Consider the following 20188-nt stretch of genomic DNA (forward strand, 5'->3'; position numbering starts at 1 on the left):
GTCCGGACCTCACCGTGATGCGCAAGCACTACGTCCACGAGGGCCTGGCCGAGGAGCAGCTCGCGCCCGAGCCGATCGGCCAGTTCACCCGCTGGTTCCACGAGGCCGACGAGGCCGGGGTGGTGGAGACCAACGCCATGGTGCTCTCCACCGCCGACGCCCAGGGCCGGCCCAGCTCGCGCACCGTCCTGCTCAAGAGCTACGACGCCCGCGGCTTCGTGTTCTTCACCAACTACGGCTCCCGCAAGGGCTCCGAGCTCGCCGCCAACCCGTACGCCGGACTGCTCTTCCCGTGGATCGCGCTGGCCCGCCAGGTGATCGTCCAGGGCCGGGTCGAGAAGGTCGGCCGGGACGAGACCGCCGCCTACTTCCGCACCCGCCCGCACGGCTCCCAGCTCGGCGCCTGGGCCAGCGAGCAGTCCAGCCCGGTCAGCGACCGCGCCGTCCTCGAACAGCGCTACGCCGACCTCGAACGCCGCTATCCCGAGGGCGAGGGCGTCCCCGTCCCGCCGTTCTGGGGCGGCTACCGGGTCGTCCCGGAGAGCGTCGAGTTCTGGCAGGGGCGGGAGAACCGCCTTCACGACCGGCTCCGCTACCTCGCCGACCCGGACAGCCCCACCGGCTGGCGGGTGGAGCGCCTCTGCCCGTGACCGGGGGCGGTCGAGTCCGGCCCGGGCGCGGCGGCCGGGCCGGACCTGACGGGTCGTCACCGTTTTGTGTAGAATGTGCGCGTCGCGGACCAGGTCGGTGATTTTTCTCCGGCCGGCAGCCCGCTGTGCCGGCACGATCGAGTGAGGGACTGATGGGCGTCACCGGTGCGGAAACCGCCGCTGGACTCGACTCCGACCTGGTCGACGTCGCCGCCCTGTCGCTCGACGAACTCGACGCCCTGCCCGACACCGTCCTCGGCGACCTGCTGCGCCGGGTCGTGGCGGACGCCCTGACCCCCGGCGCGGAGCCGCTCGCGGCCTTCCAGTCGGCGCTCGAACTCCGGTGATCCGCCGCTGACCGTCGGCTAAACCCCACGGGCCGGACGAAAACGCCAACTCTCCGCCGTCCTGGTGCGGTTCACGACATGCTGGGTAAGAAACCAGCGCCGTCACGGCACCGTCGGGGTCGGGGGGAACAGGTGAGTGAGCGGGAACAGCAGCAACGGCCGTACTTCTTCTTCAGCTACGCGCGTCGGGACTTCCAGGCGGAGGACGCCTTCGTCGACCAGTTCTTCAACGACCTGAGGGACGAACTCGGACGCATCCTCGGACCGGCAGTCCAGGCCTACGAACTCGCCTTCCGGGACACCGAACGACTGCGCCTGGGCGACGAATGGGCCGAGAAGCTCGCGCTGATGCTCGGCCGGAGCCGGACCATGGTCGCGCTCTACTCCCCGGCCTACTTCGACAGCCTCTACTGCGGCAAGGAGTGGACGGCCTTCCGCGGCAGGGTCCGGCGCCACCACGAGGAGACCGGGGAACTGCTCTCGGCACTGATCCCGGTGCTCTGGGAGCCGGTCGCGTCCGGCGACCTCGTCACCGAGGTCACCAAGATCCAGTGGGCCCAGCCGGACATGGGCGACGCCTACGCCCGGCACGGCCTGCGCGCGCTGCTGCGCACCGCCCAGCAGGACGCCTACCGCCAGGTCGTCCGGGTGGTCGCCGGGCGGATCCGGGACGCGGCCGTGCGGCGGCTCGCCGAACTGCCCGAGTTCGACCTCGACGCCGTCCGCGGCTACTTCCCCGGGCCGGCCGCGCCCGCACCCGCCGCCGAACCCGGCATGGTGCGGCTGTTCATCGCGGCCGGCCGGGCCTCCGAAGCCGCCGCCGAGGGCGGCTCGTACCCGGGCGGACGGTACGGCGCCAAGCCGTGGCACTGGGCGCCGTTCTACCCGCCCGCCCAGCCCTCGCTGGCCTCGCGCGCCCAACGGGTGATCACCAACGCCGGGCACACCACCACCCTGGAGGAGATCGGCGCGGGGCTCGGCGAGAAGCTCGACCAGGCCCGGGAGGACAGCCAGGTCAGCGTCCTGCTGGTGGACCCGTGGGCGGCCGAGCACGAGCGCTACCGGTCCGCCCTGCGCGAGTACGACGACCAGAACCACCCGGTCACCGGCGTCATGGTGCCGATCGGCGGCAACGACCCGGACGGGGAGCGCGAAGCGCCGTGGGCGGGCGTGCGCGGCGTGTTCCGCCGCAACTGGCTGCGCAGGCGTGACCCGGAGCACTTGTTCCGGGTCAAAGTGAGCCAGGAGAGCTTCGACAGCGACCTCGCCATCATGGTGACGATCGCTCAGAACAAGCTCATGGACGACAACTTGGATTGGGGGGACGATGGCGGCGACGCCTTCGGCTTCGGCCCGGGCGGCGGCCCGGACATGCCCGGACTCGCCATCCCGGCCGGCCCGCCAAGTCCCTCCGGTCCGCCGCGGAGCCCGTCCGCGCGCCGCGATCCGGAACCGACACCGAAGGACGTGCCCGGCCAGCGCCCGGGCGGCCACGACGGCTCTGTCCCGCTGAGGGGAGACGGACGATGAGCACTGAGCCCGGCACGGAGCCGGGACGCGGCGGACCGGGGACGGTCGTCACGTTCTACTCGTTCAAGGGCGGCACCGGCCGGACCATGGCACTCGCCAACGTCGGCTGGATCCTCGCCAGCCGGGGCCTGCGCGTCCTGGTGGTCGACTGGGACCTGGAGGCCCCCGGCCTGCACCGCTACTACCACCCGCTGCTGGTCGACCCCGAACTCCACTCCACCGACGGGCTGATCGACCTGCTGCGCTCCTACGTGAAGCAGGCACTGCCATCCGCCACCGGGCCGACCGGCCTGCCGCCGGCCGCCTGGCTGGACGAACCCGGGCGGCTGGGCGGCTACACCTGCGGCCTCGCCCTCGACCTGCCGGCCGGCGGCCGGCTCGACTTCCTGCCCGCCGGCCGGCAGAACGCCGCCTACGCGGCCGCCGTCACCAGCTTCAACTGGCGCAGCTTCTACCACGGCCGGGACATCCGCGGCGGCGAGTTCCTGCGCGAGCTGCGCGAACGCTGGGCCCGCACCTACGACTACGTGCTCATCGACAGCCGCACCGGCGTCAGCGACACCTCCGGCATCTGCACCGTGTTGATGCCCGACACCGTGGTCGACTGCTTCACCTTCAGCGCCCAGAACATCCGCGGCGGCGTGGACGCCGCCAAGGCCATCGCCGAGGCCGAGGAGCGGGCCATCCGGGTGCTGCCGGTGCCGATGCGGGTCGAGGACGCGGAGCAGGAACGCCTGGAAGCCGGACGGGACTTCGCCCGCGACGCCTTCGCCCCCTACCTCGGCCGCTGGCTGCCCGGGGACCGCCGGGCCGCCTACTGGGCCGACGTCGAGGTGCCGTACAAGCCGTTCTACGCCTACGAGGAGGTCCCGGCCACCGTCGCCGACCGCCCGCAGGAGGCGCGCAGCCTGCTCAACGCCTTCGAGCGGCTGGCCGAGTGGATCACCGACGGGCGGGTCCGCTCGCTGCGCCCGCTCAGCGCCGAGGCCCGCCGCCGGCTGTACGCCGCCTACCTGCGCTCCGCCCGGGCGGTGCCCCGCCAGGTCTTCGTCAGCTACGCGCCCGAGGACCGGATGTGGGCCGAGTGGGCGGCCGCCACCCTCACCCGCTTCGGCTACCAGACCTCCCTGCACAACGCCGCCGAGCCGCACACCGGCCCGCGGCCGCCGGAGGTCGCCGGGCCGCTCGACGGCCAGGGCCGGGTGCTCGCCCTGCTCTCGCCCGAGTACACCGCGCTACCCCGGGCCGGCGAGGTCTGGCAGCTCCTGCAGGGTCGCGAACTGCCCTCCGGCTCCTCGGCGTTGGTAGCCCTGCGGCTCCAGGACTCGGACGAGCCTGTGCCCCGCCCGTTCGTCGGCCAGGCGGTGCCCGACCTGATCCGCTCCTCCGGCACCGCGGCCGAGGCCCAGCTGTACGGCGAACTCGGCCCGCCGCCCGGCAGCAACCGCCAGTTCGACACCGACAGCGGCGAGTTCATCGCCCCGGCGCGCTTCCCCGGCACGGCCCCGCAGGTCCAGGAGGCGCCCTCGCGCAACGCCGCCTTCATCGGCCGCGGCAAGCTGCTCGAACTGCTCCGCAACCGCTTCACCGGCGGGCCGGCCGCCGTCCTCAGCCAGGTCCTCTACGGCTTCGGCGGCGCCGGGAAGTCCCAGATCGCCGCCGAGTACGCGCACCGCTTCAAGTCCGCCTACGACGTCATCTGGTGGGTGCCCGCCGAGGAGCCCGCCAACATCCCGCAGAAGCTCGCCGAACTCGCCCCCCGGCTCGGCGTGCCGACCAGCGACGACGTCGCGCACACCGCCGCCGCCGTCCTCGACGCACTGCGCCGCGGCCACCCGTACCGCCGCTGGCTGCTGGTCTTCGACAACGCCGGCACCCCCGAGGAACTCGCCCCCTGGCAGCCCGGCGGCGCCTCCTCCGGCGGACACGTGCTGATCACCTCGCGCAACCAGGGCTGGGCCCGGCACGCCGGCCTCGTCGAGGTCGACGTCTTCCTGCGCGAGGAGAGCATCCGGCTGCTGCGCCGCTTCAACAGCGGCCTCTCCCCGGAGGACGCCGACCAGGTCGCGCACCGCCTCGGCGACCTCCCGCTGGCCGTCGGCCAGGCCGCCGTCTGGCTCCAGGAGACGTCGATGCCGATCGCCACCTACCTCGAACTCCTCGACGACGAGCTCACCGAGATGCTGGAGCGCACCCGGTTGCGCCCCGCCGAGTACCCCCACTCGGCCGCCGCCACCTGGCGCATCTCGGTCGAGGAGCTGCGCCGGCTGAACGCCCCGGCCGCCCAGATCCTGGAGATCTGCGCCTTCTTCGGCCCGGACGCCATCCCGATGCGACTGCTCTACAGCCGGGCCGTCACCCGGGCCCTGCGGCTGCCCCCGCGCGCGCCCCGCGACAAGCTGGCGATCGGCGAGTTCCTGCGTGCCATCAACCGGTTCGGGCTCGCCCGCACCGACCAGGGCAGCGAGACCATCACCGTGCACCGGCTGGTCCAGGCGGTGCTCCGGGACCAGGTCGAGGAGGAGCGGCAGGCCGAGCTGCGCGGGGTGGTGCACGCGGCCCTGGCCACCGCCAACCCCGGCGACCCGGACATCCCCGCCAACTGGGCCGAGTACGCCGAACTCCTGCCCCATCTCTGGCCGTCCGGCGCGCTCGACAGCGCCGACGAGGACGTCCGGCAGTGGATCATCGACTCGGTCCGCTACCAGTGGAAGCGCAGCCTGCACGAGTCCGGCCGGGAACTCGCCGAACGGACCCTGGAGCACTGGCGGGAGGACGGCTACGGCGGCCCCGGCTTCGACGCCGACAACGACGCCCAGACCCTCATGCTGCGCACCCAGCTGAGCAACATCCGCCGCTCCCAGGGCGCCCTCCAGGAGGCGTACGAGATGGACCGGGACATCCTGGAGCGGTTCACCGCGACCCTGGGCCCGGAACACTCGCACACCCTCGCCGTCGCCAACAGCCTCGGCGCCGACCTGCGCTTCCTCGGCCGCTACGACGAGGCCCGGGCGCTCGACCGCAAGACCCTGGACGCGGCCCGGCGCACCCTCGGGCCGGACCACCCGCGCACCCTGATGATCACCAACAACCTCGCGGTCTCCGACTACCTGGCCGGCGACCGCTACGCCGCGCTGGAACGGCACCGCAGCAACTACCTCCAGCAGCGCGACGCCCTCGGCGCGCACAGCCTGTACGCGCTGTCCTCCGCCTCCAACTACGCCCGCGACCTGCGCGAGACCGGGCGGCTGCGGGAGGCGCTGGACCTGCTGGAGGAGACCGTCCGGATCTACCAGCAGACCATCGGCGACAACCACACCGACACCCTGCGCGCCCGCAAGAACCTCGCCGTGGCACTGCGCCGGGCCGGGCGCTACCACGAGGCCGTGGAGATCGACGAGGACATCTACCAGCGCTACCTGGACATCAACGGCCCCGAGCACCCGGACACCCTGGCCGCCGCCACCAACCTGGCCAGCGACTACAACGCGCTCGGCGACACCGACCGGGCCATCCCGCTGGCCGAACGGGCGCTCGCGCGCTACCGCGACTACCTGGGCGAGAACCACCCGGTCACCCTGGCCGGCGCCAACAACCTCTCGGTCTACCTGCGGCTGGCCGGGCGGGTCGCGGAGGCGCGGGAGCTGTCCGGGCGCACGCTGGCGCAGTTCCGGACCGTCCTCGGAGCCCACCACCTCTACATCCCGATCGCGATGATGAACCACGCGAACGACCTGGCGCTGGGCGGGGAGATCAGGGCCGCGCTCGTCCTGGAGCAGGAGGCGGCGCCGCTGATGACCGAGGTGCTCGGCCCGGACCACTACGACTCCATCGGCATCACCTCCAACCTGTCGCTGACCCTGGCGGCGCTCGGGGAGACCGAACGGGCCGCCGACCTGCGGGCGGACTGCATCCGACGGGCCCGGATCACCCTGGGGGAGGAGCACCCGACCACGGTCGCCGTGAAGGCGGGCACCAGGCTCGACTCGGACGTGGAGCCCCCGCACGTGTGACCGACGGTGACGGGCGGTCAACGATCCCGCCGGGCGGTGCTAGGTTCACGCGCATGGTGCCGTTCCGGCAGTTCCTGCTGAAGATCCACAGCCGTTGCAACCTGGCCTGCGACTACTGCTACATGTACGAGGCGGCCGACCAGAGCTGGCGCGACCGGCCGCGGCGGATGGAACTGGCGACCGTCCGCCGCACCGCCCGGCGGATCGCCGAGCACGCGGCCGCGCAGGGGCTCGACGAGGTCTCCGTGGTGCTGCACGGTGGTGAGCCGCTGCTCGTCGGCGCGGCCCATCTGGACGCCCTGCTGGCCGAGTTGGCCACAGCCGGGCCCCGGGTGCGGTTCAGCCTGCAGACCAACGGGCTGCGGCTGCTGGACGAACCCGCCCTGCTCGACGTGCTGCACCGGTACCGGGTCGGCGTGGCGGTCTCGCTGGACGGCACCCCGGCCGACCACGACCGGCACCGGCGGCTGCCCACCGGCGCGGGCAGCTGGCAGCGGACCGCGGCGGCGGTGCGGCTGCTCGGCTCCGACCGGCACCGGGAGCTGTTCGCCGGCCTGCTGTGCGTGGTCGACCTGGCCGCCGACCCGGTCGCCACCTACGAGGCGCTGCTGGAGTTCGCCCCGCCCCGGCTCGACCTGCTGCTGCCGCACGCCACCTGGCAGGAGCAGCCGGCGGGCGTACGGCGCGGCCTGCCGCTCGCACCGCCCCCGGGCACCGACCCGGCACCGTACGGGGAGTGGCTGATCGCCGCCTTCGACCGCTGGTACGACGCGCCGTACCGGGAGACCGGGGTGCGGCTGTTCGAGGAGCTGTCCGTCCTGCTGCTCGGCGGGCGGGCGGCCAGCGAGGCGGTCGGACTGGCCCCGGTCGACCTGGTGGTGGTCGAGGCGGACGGCACCATCGAGCAGGCCGACAGCCTCAAGGTGGCGTACGACGGGGCCGCCGGAACGGGCCTGGACGTGTGGCGGCACGGCTTCGCGCAGGCGGCGGCCCACCCGGCCTTCCGGGCCCGTCAGCGCGGCCTCGCCGGGCTCGGGCCGGAGTGCGCGGACTGCCCGCTGGTCAAGGTCTGCGGCGGCGGGCTCTACGCCCACCGGTACGCGGGCGACGGCTTCGCGCACCCCTCGGTGTACTGCGCCGACATGGACCGGTTGATCCGGCACATCGCGCGTCGGCTGCGGGCCGGGGTGGCGGAGCTGGCCGGGGTCGGGCAGCGGCGGTAGGGCCCGGCCGGCGGATCTCGCCGGGCGTGCTCCGGGCTCACCCGTCCGGGTCATGCCCGGGGCCGGACCGGCTGAGGCGGCGCCGCGTGGGGAGACTGCGGGCGGACCGGGCGGGCCGCCCGGTCGTTCAGGGGTTCCCAGGAGAGGGCGGAGCGGTGACGGGTGTGGGCGAGGCGGTGGCGGCCGGGGTGCCGGGCGCGCGGGGGAACGGCCCGGACGGGCTGCCGCGGCACGGCGTGGACCGGGAGACCTTCCGGGCGATCGCGGGCGCGCGCGGCGGCCCCGAGGCCGTTCAACTGCTGCGGGCCGGGCAGTTGAGCAAGCGGGCGCTGCTGCTGCTGGCGCTGCACCGGGCGGCGCCGCAGGACGAGGCCTACCGGAAGGCCTACGGCGAGTTGTGCGCGCTCCAGCGGGCCGACCGGTCGCGCTGGGAAGAGGTGCTGCTGCGACCGGAGTTGGACGCCTGGGCGGCGGACCGCCTGCGCGCGCTGTCACTGGGCCCGGCGGCACCGCTGGACGGGCTGGGCGAATTCCTGCGGGCGGAGGCCGGCCCGGCGCTCGACCTGGAGTGCGACGGGCTGCGATGGGCGCCGCTGGTCGACCACCTCGGTCCGCGCCGGGTGGACTACGGGCGGCCTCCGGTCGGTCCACTCTCCGACGCGGAACTACTCTCGTGGCACGAGCAGTTGGCCGCGTCCTGGGAGATCCTGGTGCGTCGGCACCGGCGGCACGCGGAGGCGGTGGCGGCCTGCGTCGCCATCGTGGTGCCGCTGCGTCCGGCGCCCGGCGGGGAGGCGGTGAGCGCCGCCGCCCGGCGGGCGTACGGCGCGGTGGCGGCGTCGCTGCCGGCCGAACCGGTGCTGCTCGCGCTGGCCCTGGTGCACGAGTTCCTGCACGTCCAACTCGGCGCCCTGCTGGACCTCGTGCCGCTGCACCGGCCGAACGGCCCGGCGATCTACCACGCGCCCTGGCGGCCCGATCTGCGCCCGATCGGCGCGCTGCTCCAGGGGACGTACGCGCACCTTGGGGTGGCCTCCTTCTGGAGCGCCGAGGCGGCCGCCGGGGTGAGTGAACCGGCCCGTGCGGAGCGGGAGTTCGCCCGCTGGCGGGCACACACCCTGGCAGCGGCGAGGACGTTGCTGGAGTGCGGTGAACTGACCGCGAGCGGGAGGGAGTTCACCGAGGAGCTGGCGAGTGCGGTCCGTGAGCTGGGGGCCTGAGGCCGAGCGCCCGGACGGCACCGGCCGCCCGGGTGACGGTGCGCTCCCGGAACGCGCCCGGAACCCGTCCGGGACGCGCTGAACCGGTTGGGGGCCCCGCTGGGAATCCGCCGTCCGTACCCCCGGCGCCTGTCTGTGCGGAGACCGGACCGCAGGCTCGAACGCCTGCTCCGGTCAATGCGTTTCGGCGCGCGCAAAGGCGAAGTGCGCGACCGCTGAACGGGTGAATTCTCAGGCCGTCGCGCGCCGTGGTACGGCGTCGACCGGCTGGGCAGACCAACTTGGGGGAGCAAGGTGCCGCGCGGAGTCCTCGCGGGCACTACATTGGTCGCAACCGGGTGGCCTACCCGCACTCGGCAGGTCCTAACCGCGCCTAAGGAAACGAATATGACTCCGGTAACCAGCACCAGGCCGGCCGGCAAGCTCACTGACACTCAGGAGACGCCGGAACGCCCATCCCTCGCCGAGCTCGCCGCCCTGGGCGCGGAGGAACTCGCCGCCCGGCTGCAGCGCGCCCTCCCCGGCGCGGAATCCGGCCTCGTGCCGGTCGCCGCCTTCAACTCCTCGATCTGACCGGCTCCGAACACCGAACGGACCCAGGCCGAGCTGAACCTGCCACACCCATGACGACGCGAATTCCGGTGCCACTGACGCAATTCGTGGTCAAGATGCACAGCCGGTGCGATCTCGCCTGCGACCACTGCTACGTCTACGAGCACGCGGACAGCAGCTGGCGCTCCCGCCCCAAGGTCATCGGGGAGGGGATCCTGGCCAAGGCCGCCGAGCGGATCGGTGAGCACGTGGTCGCCCACCGGTTGTCCGCCGTCCGGGTCGTCCTGCACGGGGGAGAACCCCTGCTCGCCGGCCCGGACCGGTTGCGCCGCGCCGCCGAGGCGCTGCGGCTGGCGCTCCCGCCCGGCTGCGGCCTCGATCTGCGCATCCACACCAACGGCGTGCTGCTCAGCCGCCCGTTCTGCGAGCTGTTCGCGGAACTGGACCTCAAGGTCGGCATCTCGCTGGACGGCGACAAGGCCGCCAACGACCGCCACCGGCGCTTCGCCGACGGCCGCAGCAGCCACCCGCAGGTGCTGCGGGCGGTCGGGCTGCTGAACGAGCCCGAGTTCCGGCATCTCTTCGCCGGGCTGCTGTGCACCATCGACATCGAGAACGATCCGGTGGCCGTTTACCGGGCACTGGCCGAACTTCGCCCCCCCGCCGTGGACTTCCTGCTGCCGCACGCGACCTGGGAGGAGCCGCCGAAGCGGCGCCCGGGCGATGCCGCGCGGACGCCCTACGCGGACTGGCTGCTCGCCGTCCACAGGCTGTGGGAATCGGACGCGCGTCCGTTCGCCGTGCGCACCTTCGAATCCGTGCACCGGACGGTGCGCGGGCTCTCCAGTCTCACCGAGTCGCTCGGACTGGAGCCCTCGGACCTCGCGGTGCTGGAGACGGACGGGACCTTCGAGCAGGCGGACAGCCTGAAGACCGCCTATGACGGGGCACCCGTCACCGGCATGAACGTTTTCGCGCACAGCCTCGACGACCTCGCCCGTCACCCCGGCATCGCCGCCCGCCAGTCCGGTCTGGCCGGGCTGAGCGAGACCTGCCGGGCCTGCCCGGTGGTCCGCTCCTGCGGTGGCGGGTTGTACGCCCACCGCTACCGTGCGGACAATGGCTTCGACAATCCCTCCGTCTACTGCGGTGACCTCATGACGCTCATCAACGGCATTGCGGAGAGCGGAGGTTCGCCCTCCGCCCCGGCTCCGGTGCCCGCCCAGGGCGGCCGGCCGCTGCTGCCGACCGCGCTCTCGCCGGCCCAACTCGACGAACTGGCCCGGGGGTACGGCGGGGCCGACACCATCGCCGCCCTCGGCCAGGCTCAACTCGCACTCACTCGCGCGATGTTGGCCGCCGCCTGGGACGCCTCCGGGCAGGGGAGGGCGGCGGCCTGGGAGTTGCTGTCGGAGCTGGACGGGGCGGCGCCCCGGGCGGTGGACGCGGTGCTGGCGCACCCGTACGCGCGGGCGTGGGCGGCGCGGCGGATCGCCGGGGACCTGTCGGTGGGACTGGGGCCGATGGCGGCGCTGGCGGCCGCGGCGGCGGTGCGGGCCGGGCGGGGGGACGCGGTGACGGTGCCGGTGCGGGGCGGGTGGCTGCACCTGCCGACGCTGGGGCGGGTCGCGGTGCCGGACGGGGAGGCGGTGGTGACCGGACGGGCGGACGGCTTCGAGGTGCGGGCCGCCGACGGGACGGTGGCCACGGTCCTGGACGAGCCGTTGCGGCGGGTCCGGCTGGCCGGGGGCTGGACGGTCGCGCTGGAGGACGTGGACCCGCTGCGGGACAGCCATGACCACCCGGTGGCCGAGCGGCTCCCGGAGGCCGAACTGCTCGGCTGGACAGGCGCGTTGCGCGAGGCCTGGGAGCTGCTCGGGCGGGACCTGCCGGCCTACGCGGAGGGCATCCGGGCCGGGCTTGCCACGGTGACCCCGCTGCGGCCCGGCCCGGCCGGGCGGGACGTCAGCTCGGCGGCGCGGCAGGCGTACGGCGCGGTCGGCATCGCCCGGCCCGCGACGGCGCCCACGTTGGCGCTGCTGCTCGCGCACGAGTTCCAGCACGTGAAGCTCGGGGCGGTGCTCGACCTGTTCGACCTCTACGACCGGGCCGACGACCGGCTGTACTTCGCGCCCTGGCGGCCCGACCCGCGCCCGCTGGAGGGGCTGCTCCAGGGCACGTACGCGCACCTGGCCGTCACCGAGTACTGGGGCACCCGGACGGCCGCGTACGACGGCCTGGCCGGGGAGGCCGCCGAGCGGGCGCGGGCGCAGTTCGCGCTCTGGCGGCGGTACACGGCGGAGGCGGTCGAGCGGCTGGGCGAGTCGGGTGCGCTGACCGGACTCGGGGAGCGGTTCGCGGCGGGGATGGCGGAGAGCGTCGCGCCGTGGCTGGACGTGCCGCTGCCGGCGGCGGCGGAGGCCGAGGCGCACCGGGCGCGTGCGCAGCGTACGGAGCGTACGGAGCTCTCGGAGCGGATGGCCGGGGCCTGAGGTGGAGGAGGGGGTCGCGGTGATCTCGGTGGCCGAGCTGGTGGACGGGTTCGCCGGGCTGGGCGTCCGGGCGGGCACGGTGCTGCACGTCCAGGCGTCGTTGCGGGCGCTCGGGCCGGTCCAGGGCGGGGCGGCCGGAGTGGTCGACGCGCTGCTCGAAGTCCTCGGCGGAGACGGGACGTTGGTGGCGTACACCGCGACGCCCGAGAACTCCTCGACGTCCCGGATCCACCAGGACGCGGTGGCGGGGCTCGCACCGCCGGAGGCCGAGGCGTACCGGGCGCGGATGCCGCGCTTCGACCCGGCCACCACCCCGGCCTCGCCGACCCTGGGCGCCCTCTCCGAGGCCGTCCGCACCCGCCCCGGCGCCCTGCGCAGCGGGCACCCGCAGACCTCTTGGGCGGCGCTCGGACCGCGGGCCGGAGAGATCACCGCCCGGCACCCGCTCACCTCCCACCTCGGCCCGGACAGCCCGCTCGGGCGGCTGTACGAGCTGGATGCCCGGGTGCTGATGCTCGGCGTCGAGATGGCCCGCTTCACCGCCTTCCACCTCGCCGACCTGCGCCAGCCCGGCGTGCGGGAGCGGGAGTACCGATGTGTCACCCCGGAGGGCTGGACCGCCTTCCGGGCGGCCGAGTTGGACGACCTGCACTTCGGGGCACTGGGCGCCCGGGTGCTGGCCGAGGCCGAGGGCGTGCGCACCGGGCGGATCGGCGGCGCCGACTGCCGGCTGGTGCCGGTCCGGGAGGCCGTCGACCTCGCCGACCGGCTGCTGCGGAGCGGCGCGATCGGCTGAGCCCGTCGGCAGAGCCCGTCGGCTGAGCCAAGTACCTGGGCCCAGTACCGGAGCGGTGGCGTTCCCGTCCTTTCCGGCGATCCCGGGGTGTCGTTGCGTCCGCGCCCTTCGGCGCCGGGTGACCATCGCGCCCAGAAGCGGCGCCGAGCGGTGCCCGGGACGGGAGAGGTGCGGCAATGCGAGGAACGAGGGCTGGCCAGGCCGTGGTGGCGGGGGTGCTGCTGGCGGTCGGTGCGCTGGTGGGGCTGCCGGGTGGCGCCGTAGCGGCCGGGGGGTTCGCGCCGGGGTCCGCGCCCGGGTTCGCCGTCGGGTTCGCCCCCAAGACGGACCATCCGGTGGGGCACAACCCGCGCGCCGCCGTCGTGGGCGACTTCACCGGCCGTGGCGCGCCCGACCTGGCCCTGGCGACCGGCGACAACTCGGTGGCGCTGCTGCGGGGCAACGGTGACGGCAGCTTCCGGGTGTCGGAGTTCCTGCCCACCGGGTCCGGCGACTTCTCCATTCCGGACACGGTGGTGGTCGGGCGGTTCAGCCGCCACGGGGGACTCGACCTGGCGGTCACCAACGCCCAGGACGACACCGTCTCGGTGCTGCTGAACGAACGCCACTGCCGGCGGCCGTGGGGCTGCGCCGGGCGCGGGTAGTTCCCGGCGAACCGCCGCTGTGGCTCCGGCATAGCGTTCACCCCCATTCCATTGCAACGAACGGAGTGGGGGTCGTTGCGTTCCCGGCAGAGTCGTTGCAATGATTGCACTGCATCTAGCTGCTGTTATGGCGATTTGGCGCAACGCGTAGGTTGCTGGATGTGCGAACGCAACGTAGCTTTTCCCTTGTCGGAAAGCGTCGCGGCCAAGGGGGTCGCGACGCGGAGGAGAAGGAGAGCGCCATGCAGAAGTTCGCCACCACCGCCCCGGTCTCGGCCGTCCTGGACATCCCCGCGGGTCGCATCCGGTTCATCGCCGCCGACCGGGCCGACACCGTCGTCGAGGTCCGGCCCGCCGACGCCACCAAGAGCCGCGACGTGAAGGCCGCCGCGCGGGTCGAGGTCGCCTACGCCGACGGCGTGCTCCGAGTGGTGACCCCGGAGGCGCGGAACCGCGTCCTCGGCAACTCCGGCTCCGTCGAGGTCACCGTCCAACTCCCGGCCGGCTCCCGGATCGACGCCACCGCCGCGCTCGGCGAGTTCCGCGGCGTCGGCCGCCTCGGCGACGTCACCCTCAAGGCCGCCCAGGGCACCGTCAAGCTCGACGAGACCGCCGGCGTCCACCTCGCCCTCCAGGACGGGGACATCGAGGTCGGCCGACTCGGCGGCCCCGCCGAGATCCACACCCAGAAGGGTGACCTGCGGATCACCGAGGCCGTGAGCGGCGCCGTCACCCTGCGCACCGAGTATGGCCGGATCGCCGTCGGCGCCGCCCGCGGGGTCTCCGCCGCCCTCGACGCCGGCACCGGCCACGGCCGGATCCACAACGCCCTGAAGAACGCCGACGGCACCCCCGGCCTGACCATCCACGCCACCACCGCCTACGGCGACATCACCGCCCGCAGCCTCTGAGCCCCCGCCCCCGCCCCCGCCTTCGCCACCGCCCCCGCCCGCGCCACGCCCGCCACGCCCGCCACGCCCGAGAGAAGGAACGACCATGAGCAGCATCGAGCAGGACCGCCCCGAACTGAGCAAGGCCGCCCAGGACTTCGTCGACGCCGGATTCGCCGGAATACAGCTGCGGGTGCGCGACGACCGCGGCGAATGGACCGGCAGTGCCGGGGTGAACAAGCTGGGGGAGAGCGCGAAGCCTTCCACCGAAGGGCGGTTCTGGGTCGGCAGCACCACCAAGACCTTCGTCGCTGCCCTGCTGCTCCACCTCGTCGCCGACGGCGCGATCGGGCTGGACTCGCCGGTCGCCGAACACCTGCCCCGGTTCGCCCTGGACGAGCGGATCACCGTGCGGATGCTCCTCCAGCACACCAGCGGCGTCTACAACTGCACCGGCGAACTGGACGGCGGCGAGTTCGTGCCCGGGCTGCCCTCGATCGGCAAGGCATGGGTGGACAACCGGTTCCACAGCTACCGGCCGGACGAACTGGTGGAGTTCGCGCTGGCCAAGCCCGCCCGGTTCGAACCGGGAACCGACCAGAGCTACTCCAACACCAACTACACGCTGGCCGTGCTGCTGGCCGAAGCCCTGAGCGGACGCTCCTACGCCGAGGAGATGCAACGGCGGATCCTGCGGCCGCTGGGGCTGGCGGACACCGCAGTGCCGGGCGACCTCTCGGAGCTCCCCGGTCCGCACGCCCACGGCTACTGCCGCTACCAGGACGGCGAGGAGTGGAAGGTGGTCGACGTCTCCCGCCAGAACCTCTCGCTGCTCTGCGGCTCCGGGGACATGATCTCCACCACCCGGGACCTCCAGGTGTTCTTCGGCGCGCTGCTGGGCGGCAGGCTGCTGCCGGCTGAACTGCTGGCGGAGATGCGGACGCCGCACGGCATGCTCGGCTACGGACTGGGTGTGTTCATCCAGGAGTTGGGCCCGGAGAACGGCGACGTCACCATCGTCCACCACAACGGCGGCGCCCCCGGCGGCTACGGCGCCCTGATGATCGCCACCCCGGACGGCAGTCGCACCCTGACCGCCGGACTGACCACCGGCGACTCGGACAAGAACCCGGCGGTCGAGTTCCCGAAGGCCCTGGACCAGCTGATCAAGGCAGTCTTCTGCTGACCCGCGCTGCTGCCCGGCCGTCGAGGCCCTGGCGCGCAGGAAGTCGGTCCCACCGACTTCCTGCGCAGGCGCGTCGTGGCGGGAGCCGGGCCGCGATGCGCAGCGCGGGGGCGTCGATACTCTGGGTATTTGGCGCGTGTCTTCGGAGGCGGAGGAACCATGGTTCGGTACGTGGCGCTGATCGGGGCGCTGGCGGCCACCGGCCTGGCGATGGCAGTCGCGCCAGGGGCGTCGCAGGGGCAGGCGGCACCACAGCGGGTCGGGTTCTTCGCGGAGGCGCCGCTGCCGGAGGGGGGCGTCCCGCTGGCGCAGTTGCCGCTGCAGGCCCGGCGGCAGCTCAGCCCTTGGCCGTCGAAGGTCCGAGCGGGCGTGACGAGCGCGGAGTAGGAACGTCCGCGCCCCCGGCGAAGGGCCCGGGGTGCGGACGTGGCGGTTCAGGCGGTGAGGTGGTCGAACTCGCTGTGCCGGCTCTCGTCGACCACCTGGCAGTCCCTGACCGAACGGCACCCGGAAGCCGGGGTGCTGGAGCTCCTGATCCTGGTCGGGGCGCACACGACGGTCGCCGGCATCGGCAACTCCTGCCGAGTACCGATCGACTGGCTGCCCCGGGCGAGCGCGTAGGCGGGACCGTAGTGCGGATGATCTTCGCCGACTAGGGTGGATCACCGTACGGGGGCGGCCGTTCGTGTGCGGCCCCGGGGGACAGGGAGTGTGGACAGATGCAGCCGACGTTCGTACTGGTACACGGAGCCTTCGCGAACTCCTTCTCGTTCGCGCCGCTACAGGCCGAACTCGGCCTGCTCGGGCACCGTTCGGTGGCCGTCGACCTCCCGGGCCACGGGTTCGCCGCCACGTTCCCGCGGGCCTATCAGGCGCCGCAGGACCTCGCCGAACTCGCCACCGCGGCCGGGGCCATCAAGGGCGTCACGCTCGCCGACAACGTCGCGCACCTGATCGGGATCCTGGAGCGGGCCAAGGAGAACGGGCCGGTCATCCTGGTCTCGCACAGCCGCGGCGGGCTGACGGCCACCGTCGCGGCCAACCGACGGCCCGACCTGATCGACCGGATCGTCTACGTCTCCGCCTGGGCGCCCGTCGACCTCGCGGTCGGCGCCTACTACGCCGAGCCCGAGATGGCCACCGTCGACGCCGCCGGACTGGCCGCGGCGATGGTCGGCAGCCCGGCCGAACTCGGGCTGCTGCGTTGCAACTTCCGCACCGCGGACCCGGCCGTCCTGGCGTCCTTCAAGGCGGCCTTCCTGGCCGACGGGACGGACGAGGAGTTCATGGTCTTCCTCAACACCTTCCAGCCCGACGAGAACCTCGACGCCGGCGGCCCCGACGACCGGGCGCAGGCCGACAGTTGGGGCCGGATCCCCCGGTCGTACGTCCGACTGGCCGAGGACACCAGCATCCCGCCCGCCATGCAGGACCGGATGATCCGTGAGGGCGACGCCCTGACGCCGGACAACCCGTACGACGTCCGGACGCTCGCGAGCAGCCACCTGAAGTGGCTGGTCGACCCGGCACCGGCGGCCCGGGTGCTGGCGGAGGTCGCCGCGCTGCCGCCCAGCGGGTCCTGACCCGCGCGGACGCCGGTGCACGGGAAGTCGGCCCGGCCGACTTCCCGTGCGAGCGGGCATGCAGGCGTCAGGTCTCCTGCTGCCAGACCGACCGGGTCAGCTCGTACTCGACCTCGCCGTGCTCGGAGCCGGGTATCGCGTCGGGCCAGTCGCCGGTGAAGTTCCGCAGGAAGGACAGCCCGGACTTCTCCATCACCCGCCGGGAGCGGGAGTTGACGGCCATGGTGTTCGCGGTGACCCGCTCCACGCCCAGCTCGGTGAACCCCTTGCGGATCAGTGCCCGGGAGCCCTCGGTGGCGTAACCCCGGCCCCAGGAGGCCTGGTTGAGCCGGTAGCCGAGCTCCACCACGGCGGGGCTGTGCTCGTCGAGGGGGCGGAACTCGAACCAGCCGAGGAAGGTGCCGGTGGCCGTCTCCTCGGCGGCCCAGAAGCCGCGGGTGCCGAAGCACGGGTAGTCGTGCAGGAGTCGGGGCAGGACCTTCGCCCGGACGGTCTCCGGGCTGGTCGGCTCACCGCCGTTGATGAAGCGCATGACCTCGGGGTCGTCGTCCAGCGCGTGGAGGGCGTCGGCGTCGGCGTCGGTGAACGGGCGCAACACGAGCCGTTCGGTCTCCAGGAAGGTGTGCATGCGGTGATCCTCGCCGCCGGACGCCGGGCCTGCCACCGGATATCGGGTGCCCCGACGAGGGGCCGGGCCACCCGGACGGTCAGGCGGTCACGGGTTCCAGCCGGAGCCGCCGCATGGGCGACGCCGGCACCGGTGGTGCCTCGGCCGGGCCGAACCACACCCGGACGTCCTCGCCGGTGCGGACGGGCAGGACGGGGAAGTCGTTCTCGGCGTGCTCGGTGCGGTGCAGCGCGTGGCCGGGGCCGAGGTGCCGGGCGGCGTAGCCGTCGAAGGCGGCGGTGTCGGCCGGGTGGTAGACGGTCGCCAGCACCTCGCGGGCCCCGGGCGGCGGCAGGAAGCCGGGCCCGCGCAGCAGCAGGACGTCGTCGCTGTCGACCATGGTGGCGTTGGCCGCGTCGCGGTGCTCCCGCCAGACCGGCCCGTGGTAGAAGGCCTCCAGGGAGCGGCGGCGCTCGGCCATCGAGGGGAAGGCGCGCAGCCAGACGAAGCGGTCCGGGTCGTCCAGGTCGCGGAACCGGCCGCCGAGGGTGATGCCGACGGCCTCCTGCCCGGTCACGAACTCCCGCTCGAACAGCTCGATGAGGGTCTCCCGGGCGCCGGGGCGCAGGGTGTACTGGCGCAGTTCGACGATGACGCTCATGCCGCCAGCCCCTCGAACGCGGGACCGGTGCGGGTGAAGTCCATCGTCCAGTTCAGCTCCCAGCTGCGGCCCCCGTCGGCGGAGAACTCCTGCTCCCAGCGGGCGGTGTCCGGGCCGAGGCGGTGCCAGGCGAAGTGCACCCGGATCGGGCGGCCGTCGAGGACGTCGTCGCCGTGGAAGTCACCGCGCTCTCCGGTGAAGCCGCCGACCACCGGGGGGTCGAGCCGCCCGGTCCGGCTGTCGGACCAGTGGATCGACCACTGTTCGGTCGCGCGGTCGAACAGCCGCAGGGTCACGCCCCGGCGGTCGAGGGTGGGGAAGACGAGCTCCTCGATGTTGCCCGCGCCCCCGAACAGCGGCCGGCACGCCGTGTGGCCGGGGAACTCCTCCCAGGTGCCGCCACCGGTGAGCGGTGCGGTGAGGCGGCGGTTGGCCACGTTCCAGGAGCCGTGAAAGAAGTCGAAGTCGTTCATGCGCCGCAGGCTAGGGGCACTCCACTGACATCCACTGTCAGTGGAGACGGGAACACTGGGCGGCATGCGCGCGAGCCGACTGGTCAACCTGCTGCTCCTCCTCCAGAACCGGGACCGGATGACCGCCCGGCAACTGGCCGGAGAACTCGAGGTCTCCGTCCGTACCGTCTACCGGGACGTCGAGGCGCTCGCCGCCGCGGGCATCCCGCTGTACGGCGAGGCCGGGCACGCGGGCGGCTACCGGCTGGTCGACGGCTACCGCACCCGGCTCACCGGGCTGACGGCCGACGAGGCGCAGGCCGCCTTCCTCGCCGCCCTCCCCGGCGCCGCCGCCGACCTGGGCCTCGGCGAGGCGCTCGCCGCCGCCCAGCTCAAGCTGCGGGCCGCGCTGCCCGCCGAACTGCGCGAGCACGCCGGGCGGATCCAGGAGCGCTTCCTGTTGGACGCCCCCGGCTGGTACGGCCGCGCCGACGAGACCCCGCACCTGGCGGCCGTCGCCTCGGCGGTGTGGGCGCGCCGGGCGGTGCTGCTGCGCTACCGGCGGTGGCGGGCGCCGGAGGAGATCGAGCGCCGGGTGGAGCCGTACGGGCTGGTGCTCAAGGCGGGCCGCTGGTACCTGGTGGCCGGAGGGTCATCCGGGACACGCACCTACCGGGTCGACCAGATCATCGAACTCGGCGATCCAGGGGGCGAGTTCGCCGTGCCGGAGGGCTTCGACCTGCCTGCGTACTGGCGGACGTACCTGGCGGACTTCCACGCCCGGCTGCACACCGGGCAGGCGCTGGTGCGGCTCACCCCGGAGGGCGCCCGCCGCCTCGGGGTGACGCCGGGGGAGGGCGACTGGACGGAGGTCCTGGTCCCGATCGAGTCGGTCGACCACGCGCACGGGGAGTTCCTGCGCCTCGGCGCCGAGGTCGAGGTGCTCGAACCGGCCGAGCTGCGCGAGCGGATCGCCGGGACGGTCCGGATGCTGGCGGCCCGCTACCGGCAGTAGCGGGTCGGCGGGGCAGGGTCGGTGGGGCAGCGGGGCAGCGGGTCAGAGGCCGACGAAGTGGTCGAACTCGCCGTCCTTGGCGCCCAGGATCCAGGCGTTGAGCTTGACCCGGGTGGTGGTGACGACCAGGTCGGGGTTGTCGGACTGGCGGATGTAGACGAGGTCCCCGGCGGAGGCGATCTCCAGGTACTGGGCCTCGCCGGCGCTGAAACTCGACCGCTGCCAGTTGAGCTGGTCCATGAGGGCCCTTCTGATCGTTCACCGCGGCTGATCGTTCACGTCGGCCGCAACGAGGGTACTGCTCCACGCGAGCGGACAGCGGCATCG

General features: G+C 73.6%; 20 protein-coding genes. 16 read left to right on the plus strand and 4 right to left on the minus strand.

Annotation, left to right across the window (positions count from 1 at the left end; all coding sequences use genetic code 11):
• Positions 1-17 precede the first annotated feature (17 nt).
• From pdxH to ACZ7BZ_RS15905, 15 genes are all read left to right on the plus strand, one after another.
• Complete coding sequence (gene pdxH, locus ACZ7BZ_RS15835; RefSeq protein WP_380455261.1) at positions 18-650, plus strand: pyridoxamine 5'-phosphate oxidase; 633 nt, start codon at positions 18-20, stop codon at positions 648-650.
• A 152-nt stretch (positions 651-802) separates the two neighbouring features.
• Positions 803-997 (plus strand): FxSxx-COOH cyclophane-containing RiPP peptide, encoded by a 195-nt coding sequence (gene fxsA / locus ACZ7BZ_RS15840; protein ID WP_470358840.1) that lies wholly within the window; start codon positions 803-805, stop codon positions 995-997.
• 132 nt (positions 998-1129) lie between these two features.
• Positions 1130-2527, plus strand: coding sequence for a TIR-like protein FxsC (locus ACZ7BZ_RS15845; RefSeq protein WP_470358841.1), 1398 nt, complete (start codon positions 1130-1132; stop codon positions 2525-2527).
• Positions 2524-6540, plus strand: a complete 4017-nt coding sequence (gene fxsT / locus ACZ7BZ_RS15850) for an FxSxx-COOH system tetratricopeptide repeat protein (RefSeq protein WP_470358842.1) — start codon at positions 2524-2526, stop codon at positions 6538-6540. The genes ACZ7BZ_RS15845 and fxsT overlap by 4 nt, the downstream gene beginning before the upstream one ends.
• Before the next feature lie 53 nt (positions 6541-6593).
• Entirely contained in the window at positions 6594-7763 is a 1170-nt protein-coding gene (locus tag ACZ7BZ_RS15855) for an FxsB family cyclophane-forming radical SAM/SPASM peptide maturase (RefSeq protein WP_470358843.1), read from the plus strand.
• A gap of 155 nt (positions 7764-7918) precedes the next feature.
• Positions 7919-8983 (plus strand): aKG-HExxH-type peptide beta-hydroxylase, encoded by a 1065-nt coding sequence (locus tag ACZ7BZ_RS15860; protein WP_470358844.1) that lies wholly within the window; start codon positions 7919-7921, stop codon positions 8981-8983.
• A gap of 387 nt (positions 8984-9370) precedes the next feature.
• The gene (locus tag ACZ7BZ_RS15865; protein ID WP_380455226.1) at positions 9371-9556 is read left to right on the plus strand and encodes a hypothetical protein; all 186 of its coding nucleotides are present in this window, start codon (positions 9371-9373) and stop codon (positions 9554-9556) included.
• 68 nt (positions 9557-9624) lie between these two features.
• A complete protein-coding gene (locus tag ACZ7BZ_RS15870) occupies positions 9625-12027 on the plus strand; it encodes an FxsB family cyclophane-forming radical SAM/SPASM peptide maturase (RefSeq protein WP_470358845.1) in 2403 nt (800 codons plus the stop codon).
• 19 nt (positions 12028-12046) lie between these two features.
• A complete protein-coding gene (locus ACZ7BZ_RS15875; RefSeq protein ID WP_470358846.1) occupies positions 12047-12823 on the plus strand; it encodes an AAC(3) family N-acetyltransferase in 777 nt (258 codons plus the stop codon).
• Positions 12824-12999: 176 nt separating this feature from the next.
• Positions 13000-13467, plus strand: a complete 468-nt coding sequence (locus tag ACZ7BZ_RS15880) for a hypothetical protein (RefSeq protein WP_470358847.1) — start codon at positions 13000-13002, stop codon at positions 13465-13467.
• A gap of 242 nt (positions 13468-13709) precedes the next feature.
• Complete coding sequence (locus tag ACZ7BZ_RS15885) at positions 13710-14378, plus strand: DUF4097 family beta strand repeat-containing protein (protein ID WP_470358848.1); 669 nt, start codon at positions 13710-13712, stop codon at positions 14376-14378.
• Between the two features lie 85 nt (positions 14379-14463).
• Positions 14464-15543: a serine hydrolase domain-containing protein gene (locus ACZ7BZ_RS15890; protein ID WP_470358850.1), complete on the plus strand. Its 1080-nt coding sequence runs from the start codon at positions 14464-14466 to the stop codon at positions 15541-15543.
• A gap of 159 nt (positions 15544-15702) precedes the next feature.
• Complete coding sequence (locus ACZ7BZ_RS15895; protein ID WP_470358851.1) at positions 15703-15930, plus strand: hypothetical protein; 228 nt, start codon at positions 15703-15705, stop codon at positions 15928-15930.
• 39 nt (positions 15931-15969) lie between these two features.
• Entirely contained in the window at positions 15970-16164 is a 195-nt protein-coding gene (locus tag ACZ7BZ_RS15900; protein ID WP_470358852.1) for a hypothetical protein, read from the plus strand.
• 98 nt (positions 16165-16262) lie between these two features.
• Positions 16263-17126 carry an alpha/beta fold hydrolase gene (locus ACZ7BZ_RS15905; RefSeq protein ID WP_470358853.1) on the plus strand — a complete coding sequence of 288 codons (864 nt, stop codon included), beginning with the start codon at positions 16263-16265 and terminating at the stop codon, positions 17124-17126.
• A gap of 67 nt (positions 17127-17193) precedes the next feature.
• On the opposite strand, the gene ACZ7BZ_RS15910 is transcribed toward ACZ7BZ_RS15905, so the two are convergent.
• The 3 genes from ACZ7BZ_RS15910 to ACZ7BZ_RS15920 form a co-directional block, all read right to left on the minus strand.
• Complete coding sequence (locus tag ACZ7BZ_RS15910; protein ID WP_470358854.1) at positions 17194-17754, minus strand: GNAT family N-acetyltransferase; 561 nt, start codon at positions 17752-17754, stop codon at positions 17194-17196.
• A 79-nt stretch (positions 17755-17833) separates the two neighbouring features.
• Entirely contained in the window at positions 17834-18394 is a 561-nt protein-coding gene (locus ACZ7BZ_RS15915) for an NIPSNAP family protein (protein ID WP_470358855.1), read from the minus strand.
• A complete protein-coding gene (locus ACZ7BZ_RS15920; RefSeq protein ID WP_380455207.1) occupies positions 18391-18867 on the minus strand; it encodes a hypothetical protein in 477 nt (158 codons plus the stop codon). The genes ACZ7BZ_RS15915 and ACZ7BZ_RS15920 overlap by 4 nt, the downstream gene beginning before the upstream one ends.
• A gap of 64 nt (positions 18868-18931) precedes the next feature.
• Between ACZ7BZ_RS15920 and ACZ7BZ_RS15925 the strand changes: the two genes are divergently transcribed.
• Positions 18932-19861, plus strand: a complete 930-nt coding sequence (locus ACZ7BZ_RS15925; protein WP_470358856.1) for a helix-turn-helix transcriptional regulator — start codon at positions 18932-18934, stop codon at positions 19859-19861.
• 42 nt (positions 19862-19903) lie between these two features.
• Here ACZ7BZ_RS15925 and ACZ7BZ_RS15930 read toward each other — a convergent pair whose 3' ends face one another.
• Complete coding sequence (locus ACZ7BZ_RS15930) at positions 19904-20101, minus strand: DUF397 domain-containing protein (protein WP_380455203.1); 198 nt, start codon at positions 20099-20101, stop codon at positions 19904-19906.
• Positions 20102-20188 lie beyond the last annotated feature (87 nt).

Source organism: Kitasatospora sp. NPDC036934, from assembly GCF_055608425.1.

What these genes read in the sequence shown, in the direction of transcription:
- ACZ7BZ_RS15855 (WP_470358843.1), top strand. Translation starts at nt 6,594, where the DNA reads ATGGTGCCGTTCCGGCAGTTCCTGCTGAAGATCCACAGCCGTTGCAAC.
- fxsT (WP_470358842.1), top strand. Translation starts at nt 2,524, where the DNA reads ATGAGCACTGAGCCCGGCACGGAGCCGGGACGCGGCGGACCGGGGACG.
- ACZ7BZ_RS15930 (WP_380455203.1), bottom strand. Translation starts at nt 20,101, where the DNA reads ATGGACCAGCTCAACTGGCAGCGGTCGAGTTTCAGCGCCGGCGAGGCC.
- ACZ7BZ_RS15910 (WP_470358854.1), bottom strand. Translation starts at nt 17,754, where the DNA reads ATGCACACCTTCCTGGAGACCGAACGGCTCGTGTTGCGCCCGTTCACC.
- ACZ7BZ_RS15905 (WP_470358853.1), top strand. Translation starts at nt 16,263, where the DNA reads ATGCAGCCGACGTTCGTACTGGTACACGGAGCCTTCGCGAACTCCTTC.
- ACZ7BZ_RS15895 (WP_470358851.1), top strand. Translation starts at nt 15,703, where the DNA reads ATGGTTCGGTACGTGGCGCTGATCGGGGCGCTGGCGGCCACCGGCCTG.
- ACZ7BZ_RS15890 (WP_470358850.1), top strand. Translation starts at nt 14,464, where the DNA reads ATGAGCAGCATCGAGCAGGACCGCCCCGAACTGAGCAAGGCCGCCCAG.
- ACZ7BZ_RS15920 (WP_380455207.1), bottom strand. Translation starts at nt 18,867, where the DNA reads ATGAACGACTTCGACTTCTTTCACGGCTCCTGGAACGTGGCCAACCGC.
- ACZ7BZ_RS15915 (WP_470358855.1), bottom strand. Translation starts at nt 18,394, where the DNA reads ATGAGCGTCATCGTCGAACTGCGCCAGTACACCCTGCGCCCCGGCGCC.
- ACZ7BZ_RS15925 (WP_470358856.1), top strand. Translation starts at nt 18,932, where the DNA reads ATGCGCGCGAGCCGACTGGTCAACCTGCTGCTCCTCCTCCAGAACCGG.
- ACZ7BZ_RS15885 (WP_470358848.1), top strand. Translation starts at nt 13,710, where the DNA reads ATGCAGAAGTTCGCCACCACCGCCCCGGTCTCGGCCGTCCTGGACATC.
- ACZ7BZ_RS15880 (WP_470358847.1), top strand. Translation starts at nt 13,000, where the DNA reads ATGCGAGGAACGAGGGCTGGCCAGGCCGTGGTGGCGGGGGTGCTGCTG.
- fxsA (WP_470358840.1), top strand. Translation starts at nt 803, where the DNA reads ATGGGCGTCACCGGTGCGGAAACCGCCGCTGGACTCGACTCCGACCTG.
- pdxH (WP_380455261.1), top strand. Translation starts at nt 18, where the DNA reads ATGCGCAAGCACTACGTCCACGAGGGCCTGGCCGAGGAGCAGCTCGCG.
- ACZ7BZ_RS15865 (WP_380455226.1), top strand. Translation starts at nt 9,371, where the DNA reads ATGACTCCGGTAACCAGCACCAGGCCGGCCGGCAAGCTCACTGACACT.